The 18456-nt window shown below is 55.3% G+C and carries 38 protein-coding genes; 23 read left to right on the forward strand and 15 right to left on the reverse strand.

Annotation, left to right across the window (positions count from 1 at the left end):
- Positions 1–14: 14 nt before the first annotated feature.
- The 15 genes from FCS96_RS01850 to FCS96_RS01920 all read right to left on the reverse strand — a co-directional run bounded on the left by FCS96_RS01850 (position 15) and on the right by FCS96_RS01920 (position 7366).
- Positions 15–275: a hypothetical protein gene (locus FCS96_RS01850; protein ID WP_138438537.1), complete on the reverse strand. Its 261-nt coding sequence runs from the start codon at positions 273–275 to the stop codon at positions 15–17.
- Positions 272–598: a helix-turn-helix domain-containing protein gene (locus FCS96_RS01855; RefSeq protein WP_138438538.1), complete on the reverse strand. Its 327-nt coding sequence runs from the start codon at positions 596–598 to the stop codon at positions 272–274. Before FCS96_RS01855 ends, FCS96_RS01850 begins: the two co-directional genes overlap by 4 nt.
- Positions 595–2217, reverse strand: coding sequence for a YqaJ viral recombinase family protein (locus tag FCS96_RS01860; RefSeq protein ID WP_138438539.1), 1623 nt, complete (start codon positions 2215–2217; stop codon positions 595–597). The genes FCS96_RS01855 and FCS96_RS01860 overlap by 4 nt, the downstream gene beginning before the upstream one ends.
- Complete coding sequence (gene bet / locus FCS96_RS01865) at positions 2214–3107, reverse strand: phage recombination protein Bet (RefSeq protein WP_212747031.1); 894 nt, start codon at positions 3105–3107, stop codon at positions 2214–2216. The genes FCS96_RS01860 and bet overlap by 4 nt, the downstream gene beginning before the upstream one ends.
- Entirely contained in the window at positions 3104–3475 is a 372-nt protein-coding gene (locus tag FCS96_RS01870; protein WP_138438540.1) for a hypothetical protein, read from the reverse strand. Before FCS96_RS01870 ends, bet begins: the two co-directional genes overlap by 4 nt.
- Positions 3472–3792, reverse strand: a complete 321-nt coding sequence (locus FCS96_RS01875; RefSeq protein ID WP_138438541.1) for a hypothetical protein — start codon at positions 3790–3792, stop codon at positions 3472–3474. The genes FCS96_RS01870 and FCS96_RS01875 overlap by 4 nt, the downstream gene beginning before the upstream one ends.
- Positions 3789–4058: a hypothetical protein gene (locus FCS96_RS01880; protein ID WP_138438542.1), complete on the reverse strand. Its 270-nt coding sequence runs from the start codon at positions 4056–4058 to the stop codon at positions 3789–3791. The genes FCS96_RS01875 and FCS96_RS01880 overlap by 4 nt, the downstream gene beginning before the upstream one ends.
- Entirely contained in the window at positions 4055–4393 is a 339-nt protein-coding gene (locus FCS96_RS01885; protein ID WP_138438543.1) for a hypothetical protein, read from the reverse strand. Before FCS96_RS01885 ends, FCS96_RS01880 begins: the two co-directional genes overlap by 4 nt.
- Positions 4390–4602 carry a hypothetical protein gene (locus FCS96_RS01890; RefSeq protein WP_138438544.1) on the reverse strand — a complete coding sequence of 71 codons (213 nt, stop codon included), beginning with the start codon at positions 4600–4602 and terminating at the stop codon, positions 4390–4392. The genes FCS96_RS01885 and FCS96_RS01890 overlap by 4 nt, the downstream gene beginning before the upstream one ends.
- A complete protein-coding gene (locus FCS96_RS01895; protein WP_138438545.1) occupies positions 4599–5039 on the reverse strand; it encodes a hypothetical protein in 441 nt (146 codons plus the stop codon). Before FCS96_RS01895 ends, FCS96_RS01890 begins: the two co-directional genes overlap by 4 nt.
- The gene (locus tag FCS96_RS01900) at positions 5036–5248 is read right to left on the reverse strand and encodes a hypothetical protein (RefSeq protein WP_171040642.1); all 213 of its coding nucleotides are present in this window, start codon (positions 5246–5248) and stop codon (positions 5036–5038) included. The genes FCS96_RS01895 and FCS96_RS01900 overlap by 4 nt, the downstream gene beginning before the upstream one ends.
- Complete coding sequence (locus FCS96_RS01905) at positions 5248–5529, reverse strand: hypothetical protein (RefSeq protein WP_138438547.1); 282 nt, start codon at positions 5527–5529, stop codon at positions 5248–5250. Before FCS96_RS01905 ends, FCS96_RS01900 begins: the two co-directional genes overlap by 1 nt.
- Complete coding sequence (locus tag FCS96_RS01910) at positions 5526–5819, reverse strand: hypothetical protein (protein WP_138438548.1); 294 nt, start codon at positions 5817–5819, stop codon at positions 5526–5528. Before FCS96_RS01910 ends, FCS96_RS01905 begins: the two co-directional genes overlap by 4 nt.
- 222 nt (positions 5820–6041) lie before the next feature.
- The gene (locus FCS96_RS01915; protein WP_171040643.1) at positions 6042–6641 is read right to left on the reverse strand and encodes a type VI secretion system-associated protein TagO; all 600 of its coding nucleotides are present in this window, start codon (positions 6639–6641) and stop codon (positions 6042–6044) included.
- A 35-nt stretch (positions 6642–6676) separates the two neighbouring features.
- The gene (locus FCS96_RS01920; protein WP_138438550.1) at positions 6677–7366 is read right to left on the reverse strand and encodes a LexA family transcriptional regulator; all 690 of its coding nucleotides are present in this window, start codon (positions 7364–7366) and stop codon (positions 6677–6679) included.
- 78 nt (positions 7367–7444) lie between these two features.
- Here FCS96_RS01920 and FCS96_RS01925 point away from each other — a divergent pair, with 78 nt between their 5' ends.
- The 23 genes from FCS96_RS01925 to FCS96_RS02025 all read left to right on the forward strand — a co-directional run bounded on the left by FCS96_RS01925 (position 7445) and on the right by FCS96_RS02025 (position 18349).
- Positions 7445–7702 (forward strand): helix-turn-helix domain-containing protein, encoded by a 258-nt coding sequence (locus FCS96_RS01925; RefSeq protein WP_138438551.1) that lies wholly within the window; start codon positions 7445–7447, stop codon positions 7700–7702.
- Between the two features lie 49 nt (positions 7703–7751).
- Complete coding sequence (locus tag FCS96_RS01930) at positions 7752–7988, forward strand: hypothetical protein (RefSeq protein ID WP_138438552.1); 237 nt, start codon at positions 7752–7754, stop codon at positions 7986–7988.
- A gap of 30 nt (positions 7989–8018) precedes the next feature.
- Positions 8019–8207: a hypothetical protein gene (locus tag FCS96_RS01935; RefSeq protein WP_138438553.1), complete on the forward strand. Its 189-nt coding sequence runs from the start codon at positions 8019–8021 to the stop codon at positions 8205–8207.
- 345 nt (positions 8208–8552) lie between these two features.
- Positions 8553–8888 carry a hypothetical protein gene (locus FCS96_RS01940; protein WP_138438554.1) on the forward strand — a complete coding sequence of 112 codons (336 nt, stop codon included), beginning with the start codon at positions 8553–8555 and terminating at the stop codon, positions 8886–8888.
- A 568-nt stretch (positions 8889–9456) separates the two neighbouring features.
- Complete coding sequence (locus FCS96_RS01945; protein ID WP_138438555.1) at positions 9457–10947, forward strand: DEAD/DEAH box helicase; 1491 nt, start codon at positions 9457–9459, stop codon at positions 10945–10947.
- Complete coding sequence (locus FCS96_RS01950; RefSeq protein WP_138438556.1) at positions 10944–11894, forward strand: DUF7146 domain-containing protein; 951 nt, start codon at positions 10944–10946, stop codon at positions 11892–11894. Before FCS96_RS01945 ends, FCS96_RS01950 begins: the two co-directional genes overlap by 4 nt.
- Positions 11891–12073 carry a hypothetical protein gene (locus tag FCS96_RS01955; RefSeq protein ID WP_138438557.1) on the forward strand — a complete coding sequence of 61 codons (183 nt, stop codon included), beginning with the start codon at positions 11891–11893 and terminating at the stop codon, positions 12071–12073. Before FCS96_RS01950 ends, FCS96_RS01955 begins: the two co-directional genes overlap by 4 nt.
- A 134-nt stretch (positions 12074–12207) precedes the next feature.
- A complete protein-coding gene (locus FCS96_RS01960) occupies positions 12208–12390 on the forward strand; it encodes a hypothetical protein (protein ID WP_138438558.1) in 183 nt (60 codons plus the stop codon).
- Positions 12384–13301, forward strand: coding sequence for a DNA cytosine methyltransferase (locus tag FCS96_RS01965; protein ID WP_456085595.1), 918 nt, complete (start codon positions 12384–12386; stop codon positions 13299–13301). Before FCS96_RS01960 ends, FCS96_RS01965 begins: the two co-directional genes overlap by 7 nt.
- Complete coding sequence (locus FCS96_RS01970) at positions 13298–13513, forward strand: hypothetical protein (protein WP_138438560.1); 216 nt, start codon at positions 13298–13300, stop codon at positions 13511–13513. The genes FCS96_RS01965 and FCS96_RS01970 overlap by 4 nt, the downstream gene beginning before the upstream one ends.
- 214 nt (positions 13514–13727) lie before the next feature.
- Positions 13728–13958, forward strand: a complete 231-nt coding sequence (locus FCS96_RS01975) for a hypothetical protein (protein ID WP_138438561.1) — start codon at positions 13728–13730, stop codon at positions 13956–13958.
- The gene (locus FCS96_RS01980) at positions 13958–14599 is read left to right on the forward strand and encodes a metallophosphoesterase (RefSeq protein ID WP_138438562.1); all 642 of its coding nucleotides are present in this window, start codon (positions 13958–13960) and stop codon (positions 14597–14599) included. Before FCS96_RS01975 ends, FCS96_RS01980 begins: the two co-directional genes overlap by 1 nt.
- Positions 14596–14805, forward strand: coding sequence for a DprA-like winged helix domain-containing protein (locus FCS96_RS01985; protein ID WP_138438563.1), 210 nt, complete (start codon positions 14596–14598; stop codon positions 14803–14805). Before FCS96_RS01980 ends, FCS96_RS01985 begins: the two co-directional genes overlap by 4 nt.
- 131 nt (positions 14806–14936) lie before the next feature.
- Positions 14937–15512, forward strand: a complete 576-nt coding sequence (locus FCS96_RS01990) for a hypothetical protein (protein ID WP_138438564.1) — start codon at positions 14937–14939, stop codon at positions 15510–15512.
- Between the two features lie 74 nt (positions 15513–15586).
- Positions 15587–15862 carry a DUF6527 family protein gene (locus FCS96_RS20335; protein ID WP_407658073.1) on the forward strand — a complete coding sequence of 92 codons (276 nt, stop codon included), beginning with the start codon at positions 15587–15589 and terminating at the stop codon, positions 15860–15862.
- Positions 15859–16038: a hypothetical protein gene (locus FCS96_RS01995; RefSeq protein WP_138438565.1), complete on the forward strand. Its 180-nt coding sequence runs from the start codon at positions 15859–15861 to the stop codon at positions 16036–16038. The genes FCS96_RS20335 and FCS96_RS01995 overlap by 4 nt, the downstream gene beginning before the upstream one ends.
- Complete coding sequence (locus FCS96_RS02000; protein WP_138438566.1) at positions 16035–16262, forward strand: hypothetical protein; 228 nt, start codon at positions 16035–16037, stop codon at positions 16260–16262. The genes FCS96_RS01995 and FCS96_RS02000 overlap by 4 nt, the downstream gene beginning before the upstream one ends.
- On the forward strand, positions 16259–16771 hold the full coding sequence (locus FCS96_RS02005; protein WP_138438567.1) for a hypothetical protein: 513 nt from the start codon (positions 16259–16261) through the stop codon (positions 16769–16771). The genes FCS96_RS02000 and FCS96_RS02005 overlap by 4 nt, the downstream gene beginning before the upstream one ends.
- On the forward strand, positions 16768–16896 hold the full coding sequence (locus FCS96_RS20285; protein ID WP_266094453.1) for a hypothetical protein: 129 nt from the start codon (positions 16768–16770) through the stop codon (positions 16894–16896). Before FCS96_RS02005 ends, FCS96_RS20285 begins: the two co-directional genes overlap by 4 nt.
- Positions 16893–17459 carry a hypothetical protein gene (locus FCS96_RS02010; RefSeq protein ID WP_138438568.1) on the forward strand — a complete coding sequence of 189 codons (567 nt, stop codon included), beginning with the start codon at positions 16893–16895 and terminating at the stop codon, positions 17457–17459. Before FCS96_RS20285 ends, FCS96_RS02010 begins: the two co-directional genes overlap by 4 nt.
- Complete coding sequence (locus tag FCS96_RS02015; protein WP_138438569.1) at positions 17456–17659, forward strand: hypothetical protein; 204 nt, start codon at positions 17456–17458, stop codon at positions 17657–17659. Before FCS96_RS02010 ends, FCS96_RS02015 begins: the two co-directional genes overlap by 4 nt.
- Positions 17631–17984: a hypothetical protein gene (locus FCS96_RS02020; RefSeq protein WP_138438570.1), complete on the forward strand. Its 354-nt coding sequence runs from the start codon at positions 17631–17633 to the stop codon at positions 17982–17984. The genes FCS96_RS02015 and FCS96_RS02020 overlap by 29 nt, the downstream gene beginning before the upstream one ends.
- Positions 17981–18349, forward strand: coding sequence for a nuclease domain-containing protein (locus FCS96_RS02025; RefSeq protein ID WP_212747032.1), 369 nt, complete (start codon positions 17981–17983; stop codon positions 18347–18349). The genes FCS96_RS02020 and FCS96_RS02025 overlap by 4 nt, the downstream gene beginning before the upstream one ends.
- Positions 18350–18456: the final 107 nt, after the last annotated feature.

The raw sequence follows: 18456 nt of genomic DNA on the forward strand, positions 1-18456 counted from the left end.
TATCTAGTCGCGTGCTAGCTCTGTTCTAGTTCACGGATAGTCATATGCATGAAGTGGTAGGTCTCATCACGCATATTGCCTGTTTCAGATATGTCGCTTTGGATTTGCCGCAGGCATTCCACAAGAGGGCCGTGACTGTTAACGCGCTTCATGATTTCTTGGCCAATCTCAGGATGGTGATCGATCATGTCTGCGCCGAACAAAAGCGGGAAACCTTCAGCATCTACGATGTCGAAATCCTCATCGAACTTGACCGGCAATTTCAGTTTGTTCATGCCGCCTTCCTCCAACTAATAATCGCCGCCCGAACAGTCAGCAGGCTGGTATCCACCACTGGCGGTTCGGCCTGCAGTTCTTCCAGGGTGATATGCTGCATTTCGCAATCCCGCTTAGGCTTGCCTCCCGTCTGCCGGCCTTGAACCATCTTCGGGTACATCTGGTAGATCTCGTCCCGGTACGGCGAGTCCAGGACCGCTTTTGACAGGGTGTCCCGGGTAATGCCGATCTCCTTGGCGGCTTGTCCGAGGTTGCCGCCCTGGGCCCTTACTGCGCGCATGAGGAAGACGTGTTCTTCGGTCAGAATGAAGCGGGGTTTCATGCGGCCTCCCGCATAATTTCCATGGCTATGTCGTAGCCTTCCCAGTTGTCGACGCCAGCAGCGGCCAGAGCCAGATACATCTTGCTGTTTTGAACAAGCTGCTCGTATTCCTTGACGCTGAGAGTCACCGTTTCAGTCGGGTTCAACTGGGGCGCTTTTTGCTGCGCTGGCTTCTTGTCTTCTCCATGGTGCTCGCGGCTAGACTGCTCAATCTTGGCCGTTTCAGCTTGATCTGCTTGTCGCTGCTCCTGCTCTTCCTGTTTAGCCTTCAGCGCTTCCTGATCCGCCCTGAACGCTTCCTCCTGCCGGATCTTCTCGCGCTCAGCCTCAAGGCGTTTTTCTTCTGCCTCTTTGTGCTCGGCAATGCGCATCTTCACGATGGCAGCGAAGTCGTCGGCAGGCTTGTTGGCGATCTGAGAGAGGTCGTTGAACAGGAATCGGTAGTCGGCAGCATGCTCGTCAATCTGGCGTAAGTTGCCCTGAATTCGGTTAGCGGTTTCATGGACTTCTATCTTGGCGCGGGCCAACTCGTCGTCGCAGGCGGACTGAAGGCTCTTGATGGTTTTCTTGCCTTTCATGACCCCGGAGAAATCCGCATGAATTGGTGGCATGCATTGTTTGACCGATGCCGCCAGGTCGCCAATGCAGTTATCAAGGGCACCTTTCGACTTCTGCAGAATCTCCGAGCGAATCGCCTCCTTTCGAGACTTCACCAACTTTTCCAGGTCCAGCCGCTTCTGACGCGCCTCGGCGCTTATCGAGTCGATGGTTTTGAATAGCTCGTCAATGGTCTGGGTCTGACTAAGTGCGTGATCCTTGGCTGCGGACAGACGAGTTTCCACATCCTTGCACCACTTGACGCCTTTTTCGGCACTGGCGAAGTCTTCGTCTGTCTGTAGGTCAGTGCTTACCTTGTTGATTGCGGCGAGGGCGGTATCGCGGAACTCCTGAAGGTTGCTGGCCTTGACCATGCCCGTTAGCTCAATGCGCAGAGCGGGCAGGGCGTCAGGGGCTTTTCCTTCGGGCTTCGGCGCATACTCGACGTGCTCGTAGTTCTTTCGGTCTTCGTCGAATTGCTTCCACCCAGCGACCAGCAAGCGGTCATCCTCTTTCTTCGGCAAAACCCAGAGGTATACGGTGCCCTCTTTGGTGCCATCCGTGACCATATACAGGCACTTCTCGGCACCACTCACGCGAAGCTGCTGAGCGACTTGCCACTTATCGCACTCCGGCACACGGCCATCACGAACGTCTCCGGCCTTTTCCTCGTTCCACTGCTTGCACTCCCAGATGACATCCTCAAGCATCGTGATGCCGTCGAAGCTTGCGAGGAGCCAGCCGTCATCGTCGGTAGCGGTAACCGGGAACAGGTCTTCGCCAACTATCTCCTCCGCGATTGGTCGGGCCTGGGCCTCAACTTCATGCCCCTTATCCAGGATGTTTTTCTGGAACCAATCGCCGAACTCCCGGTCGGTGCCGGTTGTCTTCATGTGCAGCAACTCGTTGCGACTCGCGTTCTTGCTGCACGCCATCATGACGCTGGCCTCGGACGCGGTGTCATGCATCCTGCGAGCGGCCAACCACTGATCGCTACCTTGAGCCATATCCAAAATAATCATGCGGTTTCTCCTTCTTCGGCTGGCTGTACATCACGCAGCGCTTGCTTCTGCTTGTCGGTCAATGCGTACTTGCTGGACATGGTGGAGATGATTTTCTCAGCAGTTTTGCGGCCTGCCTGAATGGCATCCCTTAGCTTCGGAAAACCGTCATCCCACTCTATGTCAGTCAGGGTCGGCAGTTCTGGCGCTACTTCCCGCTCCGGAGCTCGCTGTGCAACGCCCATATCCTGCTCAAAATGTTTGCCTTCCATTTCCTCGGCGGTGGGCTGCTGACCAATTTCAGGCCACCCCTTGCGCAGAGCCTGGGCCTCGGCACACTTGGCCAGTTGCGCGTAAGGGCGTTTCTTCCACATGGCATTGGGGGCATTAACTTTGGCCGACTGCGTAGCGTAGTTTTCCAGCCAGAATTCTTTGGCGGTGTAAGGAACCCGATTGCCGCCAACGACTTTGTAGACGGTGTATTTGCACCACTCGGGATAAGTGACTTTCACTTTGATGGGGTTGTCTTGCCAGTCGGTGCCGTCGAATTCTGCAGTGACCGGCGAACCAAACTCGGGCTCGTCGTGCCCAGCCTCATCGCCGGAGCGGCTGGCTTGGATGCGATACATGCCAATGCCTGGCATAGGAACATCACGCCAATTTTTCTGACCGCTCTGCGCATCCTTAACCTGCATCGGTACCAGGTAAACTGGCTTCAACATAATGTCCAGCTTTCGGGCTTTGCAGTAATCGACGGCCATCAACACTGACTCAGGCTTTGAGCCTGGGTAGATCGTGCTACACAGAGCATTCCACGTCGGCTCATCAATACCCCTAACAGCCGCCCATTGGTTCTGCTCAAACCAAGCCTCGACGGCCTTCTCCTGAATGTTTGCAATTGCCTTATTCACGCTGCTCTCTCCCTCTGTGCCTGTTCTCGGCTCAATGTCACAATCTGTTCAAAGTCGATCCGGCCCAGCACGTCCTCGACGGCCTTAGCTCGTACTTCCTTTAAGATCCGCACGGCTTCCAGGTCGTCCTTGTCCAGCAGAGAAAAGGCCAGCTCGATTTCGTTTTCCCCGAGGTCGTAGGCGGCTTCCATAACGTCCCAGCTGGTCTTGCTGTTGGCGACAACGCCTATGCCGACCTTCTCGACGTACCGCACCGGCAGCAGGCCCAGCAGCTTCTCCCGCGCCTCCTGCTCCAGTTCCTCGGCCCGGAATTCAATCTCTGCCGCGTCGTCCTGTGCCCGTTGGTGGGCCATGTTTGAAGGGGTCATGATTCACCTCTGGCTTCAGCGAGAGCGGCATTTGCTTCGCGTAAATCTTTTGCATGGCCCGGATATTCTTCAGCCACATAGGAAAGAACCCTCGCAGCATTTTCCAGCGCCTTATAAAGCCTCGGCGCTGCGGCTATCAGGTGGGCGTTGGCTCTAACCTCTTCCAAGAAGAGCCCGCCCATATCGCAGTCAGCAATGTGCCACCCATCATCTGAAGGGGCGTCCAATCCTGATGCGTTTACGGCCCCCAAGGGCGTAAAAACGTCACCGGTGTTGTGGACAGACCAAGGCCCCGGAGTAAATTTTGTATCACTCACGCCCCACTCTCCATGCGCTGCGCCAGCGCCTCTTTGTGCATTTGCGCCAGCCTGTGCCGCAGGAAGCGCAGCTTGGGCAGGTAGGCCTCGGTGTTTCTTTGGTCGAGCAGGGTTTCGTTCCACTCAATCTCGCTCTGCGCATCGAAGACCGTGACGGTTATCTCGCCAGACCCGACCGGGGTTATATGCACCCGGGTGCCGGTGTTCAGGTCGGTGATGTCGATGGCCAACTCAGTGATGGCCAGGATTTCTTGTTTGGGGGTCATGATTGCTCTCCAGCCGACATAATTTCGCTCATGTGCTTTCTGGCCAGCGCTCTTACTGCTTCTCGGCGCTCCTTGACGGAAAGGATTTGCTTGATGTCGGTTGCCAGCTCTGCCGCAATGTGATTGACGATCCGGTCTGCAAGCTCCGTTTCTAGGCGCTTGGCCAGTTCGGTCTTAATGCTTTCCTGATCTACGCACTGCCAGACTGACTCCATGAAGTCTTGCGGCAACTTGACTCGATTGCCGTAATCAGCCTGTATCCAGTGCCCTTTAGTAATCAGGTCAAGAATTGATTGCTCAGCCTGCTGCTGAAGCTTTTCGCCTATGTCGCTCATGCCATTTCTCCTTCATGCGCAGCCAGCCAAATCTGCTGATCCATGTGTTCCAATGCCCTAGCGATCAGGGCGCTGTGGGCCTGTGCTCGCTTGTAGCGGGCTGCCAAGTACATCGTGACAACCAGCCTTCCAAGCAGATGCATCTTGTGCTGGGGCAGTTGCGCGGCCTGAGACCGAAACAACTGGCTGCTGTGGGTGTGGGTGCTCATTGCAGCGCTCCAAAAATGGCGTCCAGATCGGTGCGGACGGTGAAGACCAAAGCCTTGCCCATCACCAGCAGCGATGGCTGAACGGCGTATTCGGTGTAGACCAGAGACGGGGCGACCATCGGGCATATCCGTCGTGATTGGTCATCCCAGCCCTTGATGCACGACCGGTATCCGTAGACCGCACCAACCGCAACACCCGCCTGCCAGTTGCCGTAATCCCAAGACCAGCGCTTAGCCGCGAACACCGAATCCTCTCCGTAGCTGTTCCGGAAATAACCGGCCATGTAAGAGCGGTATTCCAGCGCTGTCAGGTTGTGCGTTTCCTCGAACTGATCGGACGAGAAGTGCTCACTCCATGCTCCGGCATAGGCGTAGAGGCCATCCGCGTTAGCGCCTGCTGAGGCGGCCAGCAAAGCCGCAAACATCAGGGCCTTCATGCCACACTCCTGACCGGCTCCGGCGTGTTGTCCAGCTCGTGGGCGGCGGCACTGGCGGTGACCTCTACATGGCCAACAAAGTACCGGGGGACGCCCTCGACAACCTCAACCGTGACTTTCTGAGACCATGACCATTGCTTATGCTCTGCAATCTGGCTGCACGAGTTCAGTGCCCGGTCGATCAGCTTCTTCAGTCGTTCGTAGCCCATCACGCTGCATTCCTCCCGTACCCAATTCGGTTTTCTGCAATCCGGCGCATGACCTTGCGGCGAGTAGCGGAGATCCTTTCGTCTCGAAGGCGCAGCGTGTTGACGGCAGCCTGCTTAACTCTCCATTCGTGAAGCCGATCTTCTGGCGTTTCCGGCTCAAGCCCTGTCAGCGCGGGAGAAAAAGAGGGGGCGACTACAGACTGCCCCCTAACCAACGCTCGCAGGGTATTGCTCTTTAGCCGTGCCTGGGCACGGTGGAATTGGTAGGTGAGGGGGTTCATGATTTATCCCCCTCTTTCTCGTATTTGCGGCCGCAAAACGCGCAGTAGTTGGCCATAATGCTTATGGTGTCGCGCGTCATTCCTTTGGCGAAGCCGCCGCCTTTCTTCGGCTTTCGGTACTCAACTTCGACCCTCGGATTTACCGGCGAGTAGTCCGCGCCAGAGACCAGGAAGATTCGGTTTTGCCACACAAAGCTAACTTCGTCGGCGCCTTCTGGAATCTGAGGCGAAACCTTTTCTTTGACCTTTTCCAGGTATTCGCTGAAGCAGTTGCACTTGGTATCGCTCACAGCACCACCCCCACAATCTCGTTGCGGCCAACCTGGAAGCGGAGGGCGCTGGGTGAATGGGTCTTGCAGGTTGAGTTGGTCATGGTTGCCTCTAAAGCTCGTTAACATGAACCAATAATGAACCAGCGGTACAATATCGTCAAGTACCAAAAGTACATATTTTTTTTCGGGCACAAAAAAGCCCGCTTAAGGGCGGGCTGAGAGGTCACGCGGGGAGGTTAGCTACCAATTGCAGTTTTTTCGTAGCGGTTTTATCGCTGAATCAAGACCTGAGATTTGGAATATAGCTGTGATAGGATTTTCGTTGTATGGGGTAACTTGTGCTACAAACTGGTCAGCTTTCATTATGCGCTGCAGTGCCAAAACAGGGCTTCGAGGGTAAAAGCTTGAAGTTTTGGTTGACGAGACATCCCATGCGCGGGTTTTAGCTTCAGAGCCACCAATTCGGGTTGTCACCTTTGGGTTGTCACTGCCAAGAAAGTCTTCCCAACTAATCCACATTTCTGTTTTATTGCTCCGGCATCTAATGAATAAAACCGGCTTCTGACCTCTGCGATTACTGCCCGACTCTGCAACTAGGCTTAATACAAGTGTCTTAGTGTCGTCTAGCGGATTTTTCTCTTCTGTAAGTTGCCAGTTTCCCGGCGCTCCGGTGGTTTTAACGGCTTTGCCAGCCGCCAGGTCGTAGCAGCCAAGACGCTTAGCATCGTTTGCAATGCCGGCGCAATCCTGCCCACCTCCGCCTTTAGCGATAGCGGTGGCGGATATTATGGATGCGAGTATGAATGAAAACGTCGTTTTTGCTGGAATCATTGATTTCATATTGGCCATCTCCTGAGCGAACTTACTTTATCCATCTATGGAAATTTCTGCTTAGCCTCAATGACTACGCCAACTACCCTGCAATCGGAGGTGATCTCTATTACAGGGTAAGCGGGATTGAGGGGCTTTAGGTATTTTTTCCCTCCATCTATCACAAGCTTCTTGAAGGTCACCTCATCGCTGTCAATAAGCTTAGCTACAACAAGTCTGCCGTTGTCTGCATGTCCGTGGGGGTCAACCAGAATAAGAAAACCTTCAGGAACGCTGATACCTGCCTGACTTGTCATACTATCTCCAACAACTCTTAGCCAGAAACAATCAGAGTTTGCATTATCTGGTATGTCCTCCCAAGAGTCGCCGTCCCCGGGCTGCAAATAATCATTCGCCTCTGTCCACGAGCCGGCCTGAACCCACGATATAACCGGGGCTCTTTTTCTGGACCTATAACTATGAGCTGATTGAACGTTGCCGTTTGTTTTCATGGGCGGAACGCCATATTCCAGCCATTCAGCCCGGACGCTCAAGCGATCCGCTATTAGCTCCAAACTTTCTTTTCCAGGGTAAGACTCGCCGTTAATCCATTTGCTTGCTGCTTTAGGAGTAACTCCGGTGAGGCGATGGAGCATAGCTCCCGCCCCATGCTGTTTTATGCCAGCAGAGTTTAGAGCTGTTCTTAGCCTCTCCGAGAAGGCCTGCAATCTTTCGCGCTTTTCTTTATGAACCATTGTTTCATTTTCGCTAATGGTTGCGGAATAGTCAGTTCATGTTCTAAGATGTACTGAAAGTTCAGTTTGGTGACCAGGATGAATGTTCTGAAAAAGGCAATAGATCAAATTCCCGGAAAGGTGCCAGCCGCTGCTAAAGCATGCGGAGTTAGTGTTCGCGCTGTGTACAAGTGGGTGGATAGAGGAATGCTCCCTCGCACCGAATATACGGGCGAAACGGACTATGCCTCGAAGTTGGCAGAAGAATCCGGGGGGGCGTTTGAAGCCGATTGGCTGAAATCGGAAATAATTCGCGACAACAAACAGTCTCGCGAAGAAGAACCTAAAGCAGCGTGAGCAATCGCTTGTCCCTGCTGACCCTAAGCAAAAGCACGAGGAGATAAGGGTGAACAAAGAGCTGATTAAGGATGCGATAGGGATTCTCCCTGGTGGTCATGAATACGACATGCGACCGCGCTACGACGCGGACACCTACATCCAGATCCTGAATCTCGCAAAAGAGATGGACATGAAACCGAATGTTCTTCTCAGGCTTCTCACCAAGCTCCAGCTTGAGCGTATGCGCGATGAAGGCAGAGAGACCGTTATCAAATCCATTATTCGCCTCCAGAGCCAAAACTGAAGAGCCGAATCGTCCCTTACAGGTGGATGAATGAAGATCACTTACACCAATGAAGAGGTGAAAGAGATTGTTGAGGCTCACAGGGACGGAGAAACCCTGGAAGAGCTTGAAACACGAATGGCGGGGCAGTGGATAGAGCATTGCCGTAGAGAGGGGAAAGACCCCGCGCAGGTTATTAAGGAGGCCATTGCGTCCCTGAGAGGGACTAAGAGGGACTGAAAAGGATTATCTGCCCTGACTCAGGGCGCATCGAGAGAGGGGTCTGGCAGTTTAGTTGGGAGTTGCCCGATTGGCTGAATACCGGTTTCCAGACTTCTCTCTGATGCGGTGAATGCGCAGGCTGACGCGGCAACGTGATTCTACGTCGTAGTTGTTGCCATGCCGGAAGAGAGCGCCCGGCCACCACATCAACGACCGCCGTGAGGCGCTCTGCAGTAGCTGACCGCTCTTTCCTTGCCGTTCGAGTGGTTAGAGCCCTGGGTGCTATGCGCCGCGAGGGCTTTAAGCGGTATAGGCGACTCCGGGCCTGCCTTAAAGCCCGGCCACTGACGACGAGGAAAGCCGATGAAGCGCACTTGGAGCCGAATTTCCATGATTGCCGCAGTCGCATTCACGTTGTGCTTGATGGCTGCAGGGCCATCCGCTGCCGCCGCTGAAGGTTATTTGGCCACGCAGCCCTTTGTGGAGCAATCCACTGACCTGATCGCAGATCCTGCGACCGCCTTTGACGCCACCGCTCTGGTGAGCGTTGAGAAGTTTGAGCAATTGCCAGAGTCACCTGGCGGGGTGATCGCAAAGGTAACTACCTGCACCAAGCTGACCGATAACGCAAAAGAAGTGCTGCCCGGGGGTGCAGCTGGCGTAGCCAGCATCGGTATACGCGGACCAAAACTCGTCTAAGCAGGTACTGATTGCTCGAAAGAGCACGAAGCCGGAAGGGGCTTCTAAGTGAGGCCCCTTTTTCGGGTTCGGAATTAAAGGAATCAGGGTGGCGACCGACGCCCGGTGCGGAGTTTAACTGTTAGCTCTGTTCGGTTCAGCATCGTGACAGTTAAGCCGCTAGAAGTACCGCAAAGCGGCAGGGGAGGGAGGGCAGCGCGGATACACGCTGTTGGCAGACCCCGGCGGATACCAGGCGCATCTGGTGAATCTCTGCCAAGTCCAGGTACTGCGTTGCACCTGGGCCACCACCGCCGACAAGGCGCTCTGGTGAAAATTCTCAACCCTGCGCAGTTACCGCATGGGCATAGGGAAGATGTATCCGCCCCTTCCAGGAAGGTGAGGGGTTCAGGGAGTACAGGAAGCAACTCTAAGGTAGAGGCTATAAGCGCACACGCGAAGCCTCAACTTCTGGAAGGGGCGGTCACTGATCGGAGTTTTCAGCTAGCGACCAGTAACCGCCGGACACAAAAAAGCCCGATCCACCTTTGGCGAGGCAACAGATCGGGCTCCATGTGACGAGGAAAGTATGACACAGGAACTCAGGACCTATCAATCAGAGGCTCTTAGTCAGCTTCGACAAGGCATACGGCAGGGCTCAATGGCGCAATTGCTCATGGCACCAACCGGAAGCGGGAAGACAACGATTGCATCTGCGATTAAGCAGGGCGCGTGTGCCAAGGGCAAGAAAGCGTTCTTTATTGTGGATTCACTGGAGTTGGTCGATCAGGCCGTCAAGAGATTCATGGATGACGGCATGTGGGTCGGAGTAATCCAGGGCGACCACATCATGACCAACTACGCGGCCCCGGTTCAGGTGGCCACCATTCAGACACTAGGCCGGCGCTGGCGTCAGATGCCGGACTCTATTCGCCCGGACCTGCTCATCATTGACGAGGCGCACGTTCTGCACCAGGCGCACGAGGACATTATCTCGTGGTGCAAGGATAACGGCGTGCCAGTCATTGGCCTGAGCGCCACACCGTTTCGCAAGGGTTTGGGCAAAATCTTTGATCGGCTGGTGGTCACGATCACCACGGCGGATCTCATGGACGACGGTTACCTGTGTCGCGCCAAGTGCTACGCCCCCAACATCCCGAACCTGAAAGGCGTCAAGACTAACTCATCGGGCGACTGGGACGCGGACGCCGTTGCCGAGGTTATGGGCGAAAACGGCCTGATGGGTGATGTGGTTGAGCAGTGGCTGAAGCTGGCAGAAGGTCGTCAAACCATAGTGTTTGCGGCCAACGTAGCTCATTCACGCGCCTTATGTGACCGCTTTCAGCAGGTAGGCATTGCTGCCGCACACGTTGACGGATACGAAACCGACAAGGAAGGTCGCACCGAGAAAATAAACGCCTTTCGCCGTGGCGATATCCAGGTTCTCTGCAATGTCGCAGTGCTGACCAAGGGCTTTGACGCACCGGAAACCGCCTGCGTGGTTCTGGCCAGGCCGACCAAGTCTCTGATGCTCCATATACAGATGATTGGGCGCGGGCTGCGCACGGCAAACGAGAAATCCGACTGCATCATCATCGATCACGCGGGCAACTGCTTGCGCAATGGGCTGCCGGATTCACGTCTACCGCAAGAGCTGCACGACGGCAAGAGCACTCGAAACTTGGATAGGAAAGAGCGGGAAATAAAAGAACCCGTTGAAAAACCCTGTGTCAGTTGTGGCTTTGTCAGCACAAAGCACGTGTGTCCGAGTTGTGGATTCAAGCCGGAAGTTCGCCAGGACGTAGAAGTGGTGGACGGTGATCTTTACGAGATCACCAAAGACAACGCGCCGAAAGAGAAGTGGGGCACCGAAGAGCTGGCCAGCCTGTACGCAGAGCTGAAGGGTTACGCCAGAGCAAAGGGAATGAAGGACGGCTGGGCGTTTCATCAGTGTCGTGAGTACGCCGGTCGCGCTCCGCGTAACACCAATCAGATTGCGCCATCAGCACCGAGCCAGAAAACGCTGAGTATTATCCGTCACCTGAACATCAAGAACGCGAAGCGGAGGGCTGCCGCATGAAACAGCCAACCCGCGACGTAGCAAAAGGTAAGTGGCATGCCATTCTGCCGGAGTTCGGTATTGACTCCGGCCACCTGAAAAACAAACACGGCCCGTGCCCTGCTTGTGGCGGTAATGATCGCTTCCGTTTCGACAACAAAGAAGGTACCGGCTCCTATATCTGCGGCCAGTGCGGCTCCGGTGACGGATTCAAGTTGATTGAGGCAGTGACGGGTCAGTCGTTCTCCGATATCGCCAAGCGCATCGACGAGATTTGCCAGAACACCGACATAAAACCCGAAAAGCCGAAGCGCCGGAAAGACCCTCGAAACGCCCTGCGCAACGTAGGCAAGCGCCTGAAGCGCGTCGGCCATCATGATTCGGTCGCGCTGTACCTAAAGGGTCGCGGCATCCAGGGTATTACCGGTTTCGCTCTGCGCCTTCACCCTAGCCTTGGCTACTACGAGCGCGACGAGTTCAACGAGCCGAAATTAATCGGCCAGTTCCCCGCAATGGTTGCCAAGATCGAAAACGCACAAGGCAAGATCGAATCCTTCCACATCACCTACCTGACGACTGACGGCAAAAAGGCAGACGTTAAATCCAGCAAGAAGATCCTGACGCCGGTTAATAGCATCAACGGCTGCGCAATTCGGCTGGCCCCCTTGGCAGCACACATCGCGATCACCGAAGGCATCGAAAACGCCTTAGCAGTCATGGAGGGCGAAGGGCTTCCGTGCTGGGCCTGTGTTAGCGCACACGGTATCGAGACATTCCAGCCGCCCGAAGGGGTTAGTCAGATCACGATATACGCGGACAACGACCACAGCTTTACCGGACAGGCAGCCGCCTTTGTGCTGGCGAAACGCCTACACCGGCAAGGATTAAAAGTGGACGTTTATGTCTCCGGCCAAGCTGGTGACGACTACTTGGACTGCCTAATTAGATCACGGAGGGCAGCGGCATGATTGAGGACATTTTGGAAGTTCTGAAAGAGCAAGGTCCGCGCACCATCCCACAACTGGCACTGATTCTCTGGTGCGATGAGGACGATGTATGCGTGCCGGTATCGTTTCTGATGCTGACCCGCTGTGTGTATATGGAACTGGATGGAACCGTGTGGTTCGTCAAGGAGGCTGCCCAATGAACCTTTCACCTTATTCCAGCCCGCGAGTTCGTGCGGAGCTAAACCGGTGGCGTGTGGATCAGGGGAGGGCTGTATGAGCACTTATACCCCCCCCCCAGGCAAAACTGCTTCAGCACATGCGGGAGACCGGCCAAGTGATCAATGTTGACGCGAAGGGCAATCCTTATCTGATGGATGGCACGCAGGTAAATCGGCTGACTCTCAAGGCGCTCGTGAGCAGGAATGTTCTGGCTCCGTGTGGTGCCGATTTATTGGGTCAGGGCGTAGCGGCCTACACGATTTCGGATGCACTTTCGGCAAAAGGGGCAGAATCATGAAAGTCATCGATCTGTTTGCCGGTGCAGGCGGATTCTCGACTGGTGCAACTATGGCGGGCTGTGAGGTTGTATGGGCTGCGAACCATTGGCCCGATGCTGTCGAATGGCACAGCAAGAACCACCCAGAAGCGATGCACCTTTGCCAAGACTTGCACCAAGCCGACTGGTCGAAGGTTCCCAAGCACGACCTCATGCTGGCCTCTCCATGCTGTCAGGGACACAGCAAAGCTCGCGGCAAGGCCAAGGGAAACCCTCAGCACGACGCATCCCGATCTACTGCGTGGGCGGTTGTCTCTGCTGCTGAATATCACCGACCCGAATTCATCATTGTCGAGAACGTGCCCGAGTTTCTGAATTGGCAACTTTATCGCCCTTGGGAAATGGCAATGAGCGCCTTGGGATACAGCGTTGCTCCGCACATCATTGACGCTGCGGACTACGGGGCGCCCCAGCATCGGGTGAGGTTGTTCCTAGTACTGGCTCAGTCAGAGCATCCTCTGCACCTACAGATCCCCCGGGGCCAGCACATTCCCTCCCGGGAATTCATCGACTTCGATAGCGGTAAATGGAGTCAGATCGATAAGCCTGGCCGGGCCGCCGCCACACTTGAGCGAATCGAGCACGGCAGGCGCGTCCATGGCGGCCGGTTCTTGATCTCGTACTACGGAATGACCAAGACCAGCCGCAGCCTGGACCGTCCAGTGGGAACGATCACCACCCGGGACCGATGGGCAATTGTCGATGGTGACCGGATGCGAATGTTCTCCCGTTTTGAATGCCGTGATGCCATGAGCTTTCCGGATACCTACCAGCTGCCAGACAACCACAGGCTGGCCGTTCATCTGATGGGCAACGCGGTATGCCCTGAGCCGGTGAATCAGATTATCTCAGCAGTGAGGGCCGCCGCATGACCGCATATCAAGACTGCGAAGGCAGAACTATCCGCGTCGGAGACACCATAGAGCACACCGGACACGGCGAACACTATCTTGTCTGCGATCCCGGCACCGAAGGTTTCCTTGAGCGCCATAGCGGGCCAATCCTGCTGCCGAAGAATATCGCACACCGGGATGCCTTTAAGCTCACCGAAAAGCGGGCGCGGAAAGCGAGGGTTGTTTCGTGACCACCACATCACCCAACACCCAGATAGTAGACGGTAAGGACCTCCTGGACTTCTGCGTAGAGTTCCAAGGCTTTTTCTACTGTCGAGAGTATCGCAGTGCGGTGAGCGAGACCGCGTTGCGCGCAGAGATCGACACAAACGAGCCCTGGCGACCTCCGTACACGATTGCGCGGGTGAAGGGCTGGGGTGAGATGGATAAGGGAGAGGTTGGGTGATGCACAACGAAATCCTAATGCAGTCAGTCCTGAACACGCTGGCCCGAGGTCCGATGACGATGGCGGGCATCATTATCGTTGTCACGCAGGAAGCGAGCGAAGTTCAGGCAGCGGTAGAGGCGCTGATTAGCCAAGGGAAGGTTGAGCGGTTTAAGCGTGGAGGTTGGTGGCACTTTGCTCGTACCGATCGGTACAACAACAACCCAAGCCCAGGGCCGGAGGCTGCTTAATGGAACTGCAAAAGTTTGATCGCAATGAATTAGGTCGCGACTTCGTGGTGGGCGACATTCACGGCTGCTACAGCCTGTTGATGCGCCGCCTAAATAAAATCGGTTTCGACAAGACCAAAGACCGCTTGTTCAGCGTCGGAGATCTTGTTGATCGTGGCCCTGAGTCGTTTCTTTGCCTGTCGCTTCCCTATGAGCCCTGGTTCTTTGCTGTGCGCGGAAACCACGAACTGCTAATGCACGACGCCTTGAATGGCGGCGATGCCGGCCTGTGGATGATGAACGGCGGGAACTGGTGTGTTGAGCACGAACTGAACGACCTTCGTATTTTGGTAAACGACATGATGGAGCGGCTACCGCTGGCCATTGAGGTGCAGGCCGAGGCTGGCAGTGTCGGGATTATCCATGCCGATGTGACCAGTGATCAGTGGGGGCGATTCGACGAACAGCGCGACGTGTGGAGCCGTGACCGCATCAGTCGGGCAACTCGGGACTGGCGGCCAGTGAAAGGCATCGACGCTGTAGTGGTCGGACACACGATTCTGGAGCAGCCAAACCGAAGAGACAATGTGCTGCACATTGATACTGGCGCATTTCATACCGGCTGGCTTTACGTGATGCCGATAAGCGAGGTGTTCGCATGACCCACACCCCCGACGAGCAACTAATGCAGCAGCTCGAATCCCTGCTGCGCGACGAGCCCCTGAGCATCCACCGGCTGCACCAGAGAACCGGAAGCACCCAGGCCCAGGTTAGGCAGGCGCTGTTCGACCTTGAGTACTACAAGAAGGCTCGGCAGTGCTCGGACGGTTATCGGTGGGAGTTGGTGAGTGGAGGAAACGCACGATGACAACCTTATTCGATTTCTGCCCGAATTGTGGTCGACGAGAAATACCTTGCGGGTGCTCGGCGGCACAGGCTTGCCGGTGGTGCTTGAGAGACCATCATCCGAACGTTAAGTGTGAAGCAAAATCACGCGGCATGGAAAAGATAGTAAAGGATGCGCTGGCAAAAGTGCACGACAAACAGGAGCAAACAATGACCCAGCCAACCGAGCAGCTGCTGAAAGATCCGGCGTGGTGGGATGAGAATTGCGAACCGTGGGCGCAACTGGTTGCCATCGAGAATGACGCAAGAGGCGGGTTTGAGCTCATGCATCAGCGTGCATCAGCGCACGGTTCAATGATTAGCGTCAAGCATCCGGACAATGACCTTACGTTTTACGAGCGCCCCGAACCCCAAAGCCAGGAGTGGGACGGCGAGGGCCTGCCGCCCGTGGGGGGTGAGTGTGAATGTACGTTTGCCGTCGAGCAACACGACACTTGGCACAAAGGCCGCGTTGTTTTTAGCGGCATTGACCCCGAGGGCAGAGAGTTCTTTATCGTCGATACAAAAACCTATCAAGCGTGCTATCGCTCTTTGGCGCACGTCCGCCCCCTCCGCACCAAAGAGCAGAGAGACAGGGATGAGTTGTTAGAAATCATTTACATGAATGAGCCTTCAGAGGTTATTGCCGACGCCATCCTAGCCGCTGGCTGGCGCAAGGGGGCTGAGTGATGAAAGCCGCTCCCGTGAGAATCGTTCAAGGCATAGGGCCGGTTTCGTGCGAGGTCAGTGAGTGTACTCACGTGATGCTGCACATCCCCAGCCGGACCTATCCAGAGGTGTTCCCGGTCATTCTCAAAGGCAGTCGCGCTGGCACGAATTGCTGGACGTGGAACGGGGATACTAACAAGCCGACGATCAAACCCAGTGTTTTGACTCGCAACCATAATGAGACGTTCCGCTGCCACTCATGGGTAAACGATGGTCAGGCGATATTTTTAACTGATTGTTCGCACGATATGGCCGGGCAAACAGTTGATCTTCTCGACGTTACACCGCCAGAAGGGTCGGACGAAAAATGAACATCCTAGACCTAGCCGCCGCCCGCCTAATCCCGTTTGTCATCAGCGTAGTGCTCTGGTGCATCCCGCTTATTTACCTCAAGCGGGCGGTTGAGCGCCCCTTCATGTTGGGCGTGTACATGGTGCTGCTGATATTGGTCAGCGTGGTGGTTTCGGTGTGGTGGGTGAGTTTATGAGCCAGAAGATCATTGTAACTGGCGGGAGAATGGCCGGCAGAACTCAGGCCCGAGCCGTTATTGCGGCACTTGCGGAAAAAGGCTTTGAGGCGGAAGAAATCGTGCTTCACCACGACGAGCGCGTGGACTTTCCCGAGGTTCAGGATTTGTCAGCGCATCCTCAGGGTAAGCGCAGGAAGCCTAAGAAGCGGAAGCTGAAGCGCAAAGGGGGCAGCAAGCTATGACCGAGACAGAAGTGGAGCCTGTACGCATGAAGCAACGCAAATCCAAACCCAGCCGCGCCGTCATGTTCCGCGTAACGCCTGAAGGCACCCTTGCGCCAGATGACGACATTTCGCGCCAGACGCTACGCAAGCGAGGCTTCCGGGTTGGCGACGTACTCGCTGCCGATCCCAAGAAACCGCGCAGCCTGTACAACTGGCGCCGGGCTCACAAGCTGGGGCAGCTATTGGTCGAGAATATCGAGGACTTCCAGAACATGGAGGCTCACGGCGTTCTGAAGCGCTTGCAGGTGGAGGGTGACATTGGCTGTGAGCGAATGGCCATAAAGCTCCCCGGATTCGGTGTCGCCTTCCAAAACATACCGCTCAGTTTGAATTTCTCAGATATGGACGATGGCGAGTTCCAGATTATCTATGGCCAGTTCTGCCAGCACGTAATTGACAACTACTGGCTGGGAATGACTCAGGATCAGATTGAACAGATGGCGAACTTAGTGGGGTTGGCAGCATGAAACCAGAGACACACAAAATCGACGATGCGAACAAGGCCCGGATGGCTGCCAACGCCACCAAACCAGCCAGATCAACCAACGGCGTCAGCTTTGCGGAGCTGATGCGGGAATTGCGGGGTGAATGATGAGCAAGATTCAAGAATGGCTTTCACAAAATGCGGACTTAGTTGATTCGGAGTTTGGCGGTAAGAAGTGGGTAACAAAAAGCCGAGGCGACTACATAACCCTGGAGGGCATGGAGGATAAGCTGAATTACCTTGTTGAGCTTGGACTTACCAAGAATGTCCATTCTATTTGGGAGGCAGGCAAGCCGATAACGATAGGCTTCAACCCAAAGGAACAGAAGTGGTACGGCTGGTCGCACCGCGCCATTTTCGGATTTGGCATCGGCTCCACCTGCAAGCGTGGCGACTGCCACTACCGAACAACCGATAAAGAAGACTTCCTGAAAGACTGCATTCGATTCTGGACAGAAGACCTGCACGAGAATGTCCGCGCCGAGCATTGCAAGAATTACGTTCTGGTGGAGTGGGAATATTCCATGGACACACCTAACGAGTCTTTGCGAGGTCATATCGGAAGCGTGCGCTGTCCATATCCTGAAGTGTGGGGTAGAGGCGAATGGGTGGCCACCACTCTACACGACGCGCGACAGATGGCCATTGATTTTGCCGAGAGCGTGTCATGACCATCGGCCAAACCCGCACCCACACCAAACACAAACAGTCTGCACAGATAAATCAGGACATAGAGCGCTTCCTGAGCCAAGGCGGACAGATTAAGCAGTTAAACACTCAGCGCTCAGAGTTCCAGCCAACTTGGAAGGCTTATGCCGAGTCAGCGTTTGAGGAACGAGAGCATGAGAAAGCAGAGAGCAAGCAAGATTGAAGCTTTGTGGTGGTTTCTGGCGGCATTGTTGCTGCTGTGGTGGATTGCCGTGGAGGCGGAAGCGGTGACGACGCAGCCGGGTGAGTGCAGCTTGACCGCTATGGCGGCGCTGCAGGTTGCGAAGACGCCGCAATTGCATCTTGAGCCCTTCATTCACAACAAGTGGGACAGGGCATTTGTCCGGTTCAGTAAGTTCATCTGGTATCACGCCCGAGGAGACGAGAACCAGTTTCTGAGGTGGTATCGCATCGCCTGCGAGCACCGGCGTGTACCGCGTTACTACCGGGTGGTAGACGGTGAAATGGTGCGGGGGAATGGGGCGTGAAAAGGACACCACTAAAGCGCAAGACGCCGCTCAAGGCCAAAGCGCCGATGAAGAAGTCGAGCAAACCAAAGATGACGCCGATCCGTCGTAGCGCTAAGGGTCAGGAATGCCAGGTGAGAGTGCCCGGTGTTTGCAATGGCGATCCGAACACAACGGTCCTGGCTCATCTGAATGGCGGCGGCATGGGAGCCAAAGCCAGCGATCATGAGGCGGCGTTCTCGTGTTCGACCTGCCATGAGTGGTTGGATGGCGGATTCGCACGGACGGGTTACAACCGGGACATTCGGGATTTGTGGCACCTGCAGGCCGTGATTCGCACTCAGCGTATCTTGATAGAGCAGGGACTGATGGAGGTGACGGGGTGATGGAGCTGCTTGAGCTTTGGTTCGGGCTCGCGTTCAGCGCATACCTAGCTGTGGAAACATTTCTTGATAGGCGGAAGGCTTGGTCAGCGCTGTTTTCGGTTTTTGTG

The sequence above is a fragment of the Marinobacter alexandrii genome (genome assembly GCF_005871205.1).
Classification (GTDB): Bacteria; Pseudomonadota; Gammaproteobacteria; order Pseudomonadales; family Oleiphilaceae; genus Marinobacter; species Marinobacter alexandrii.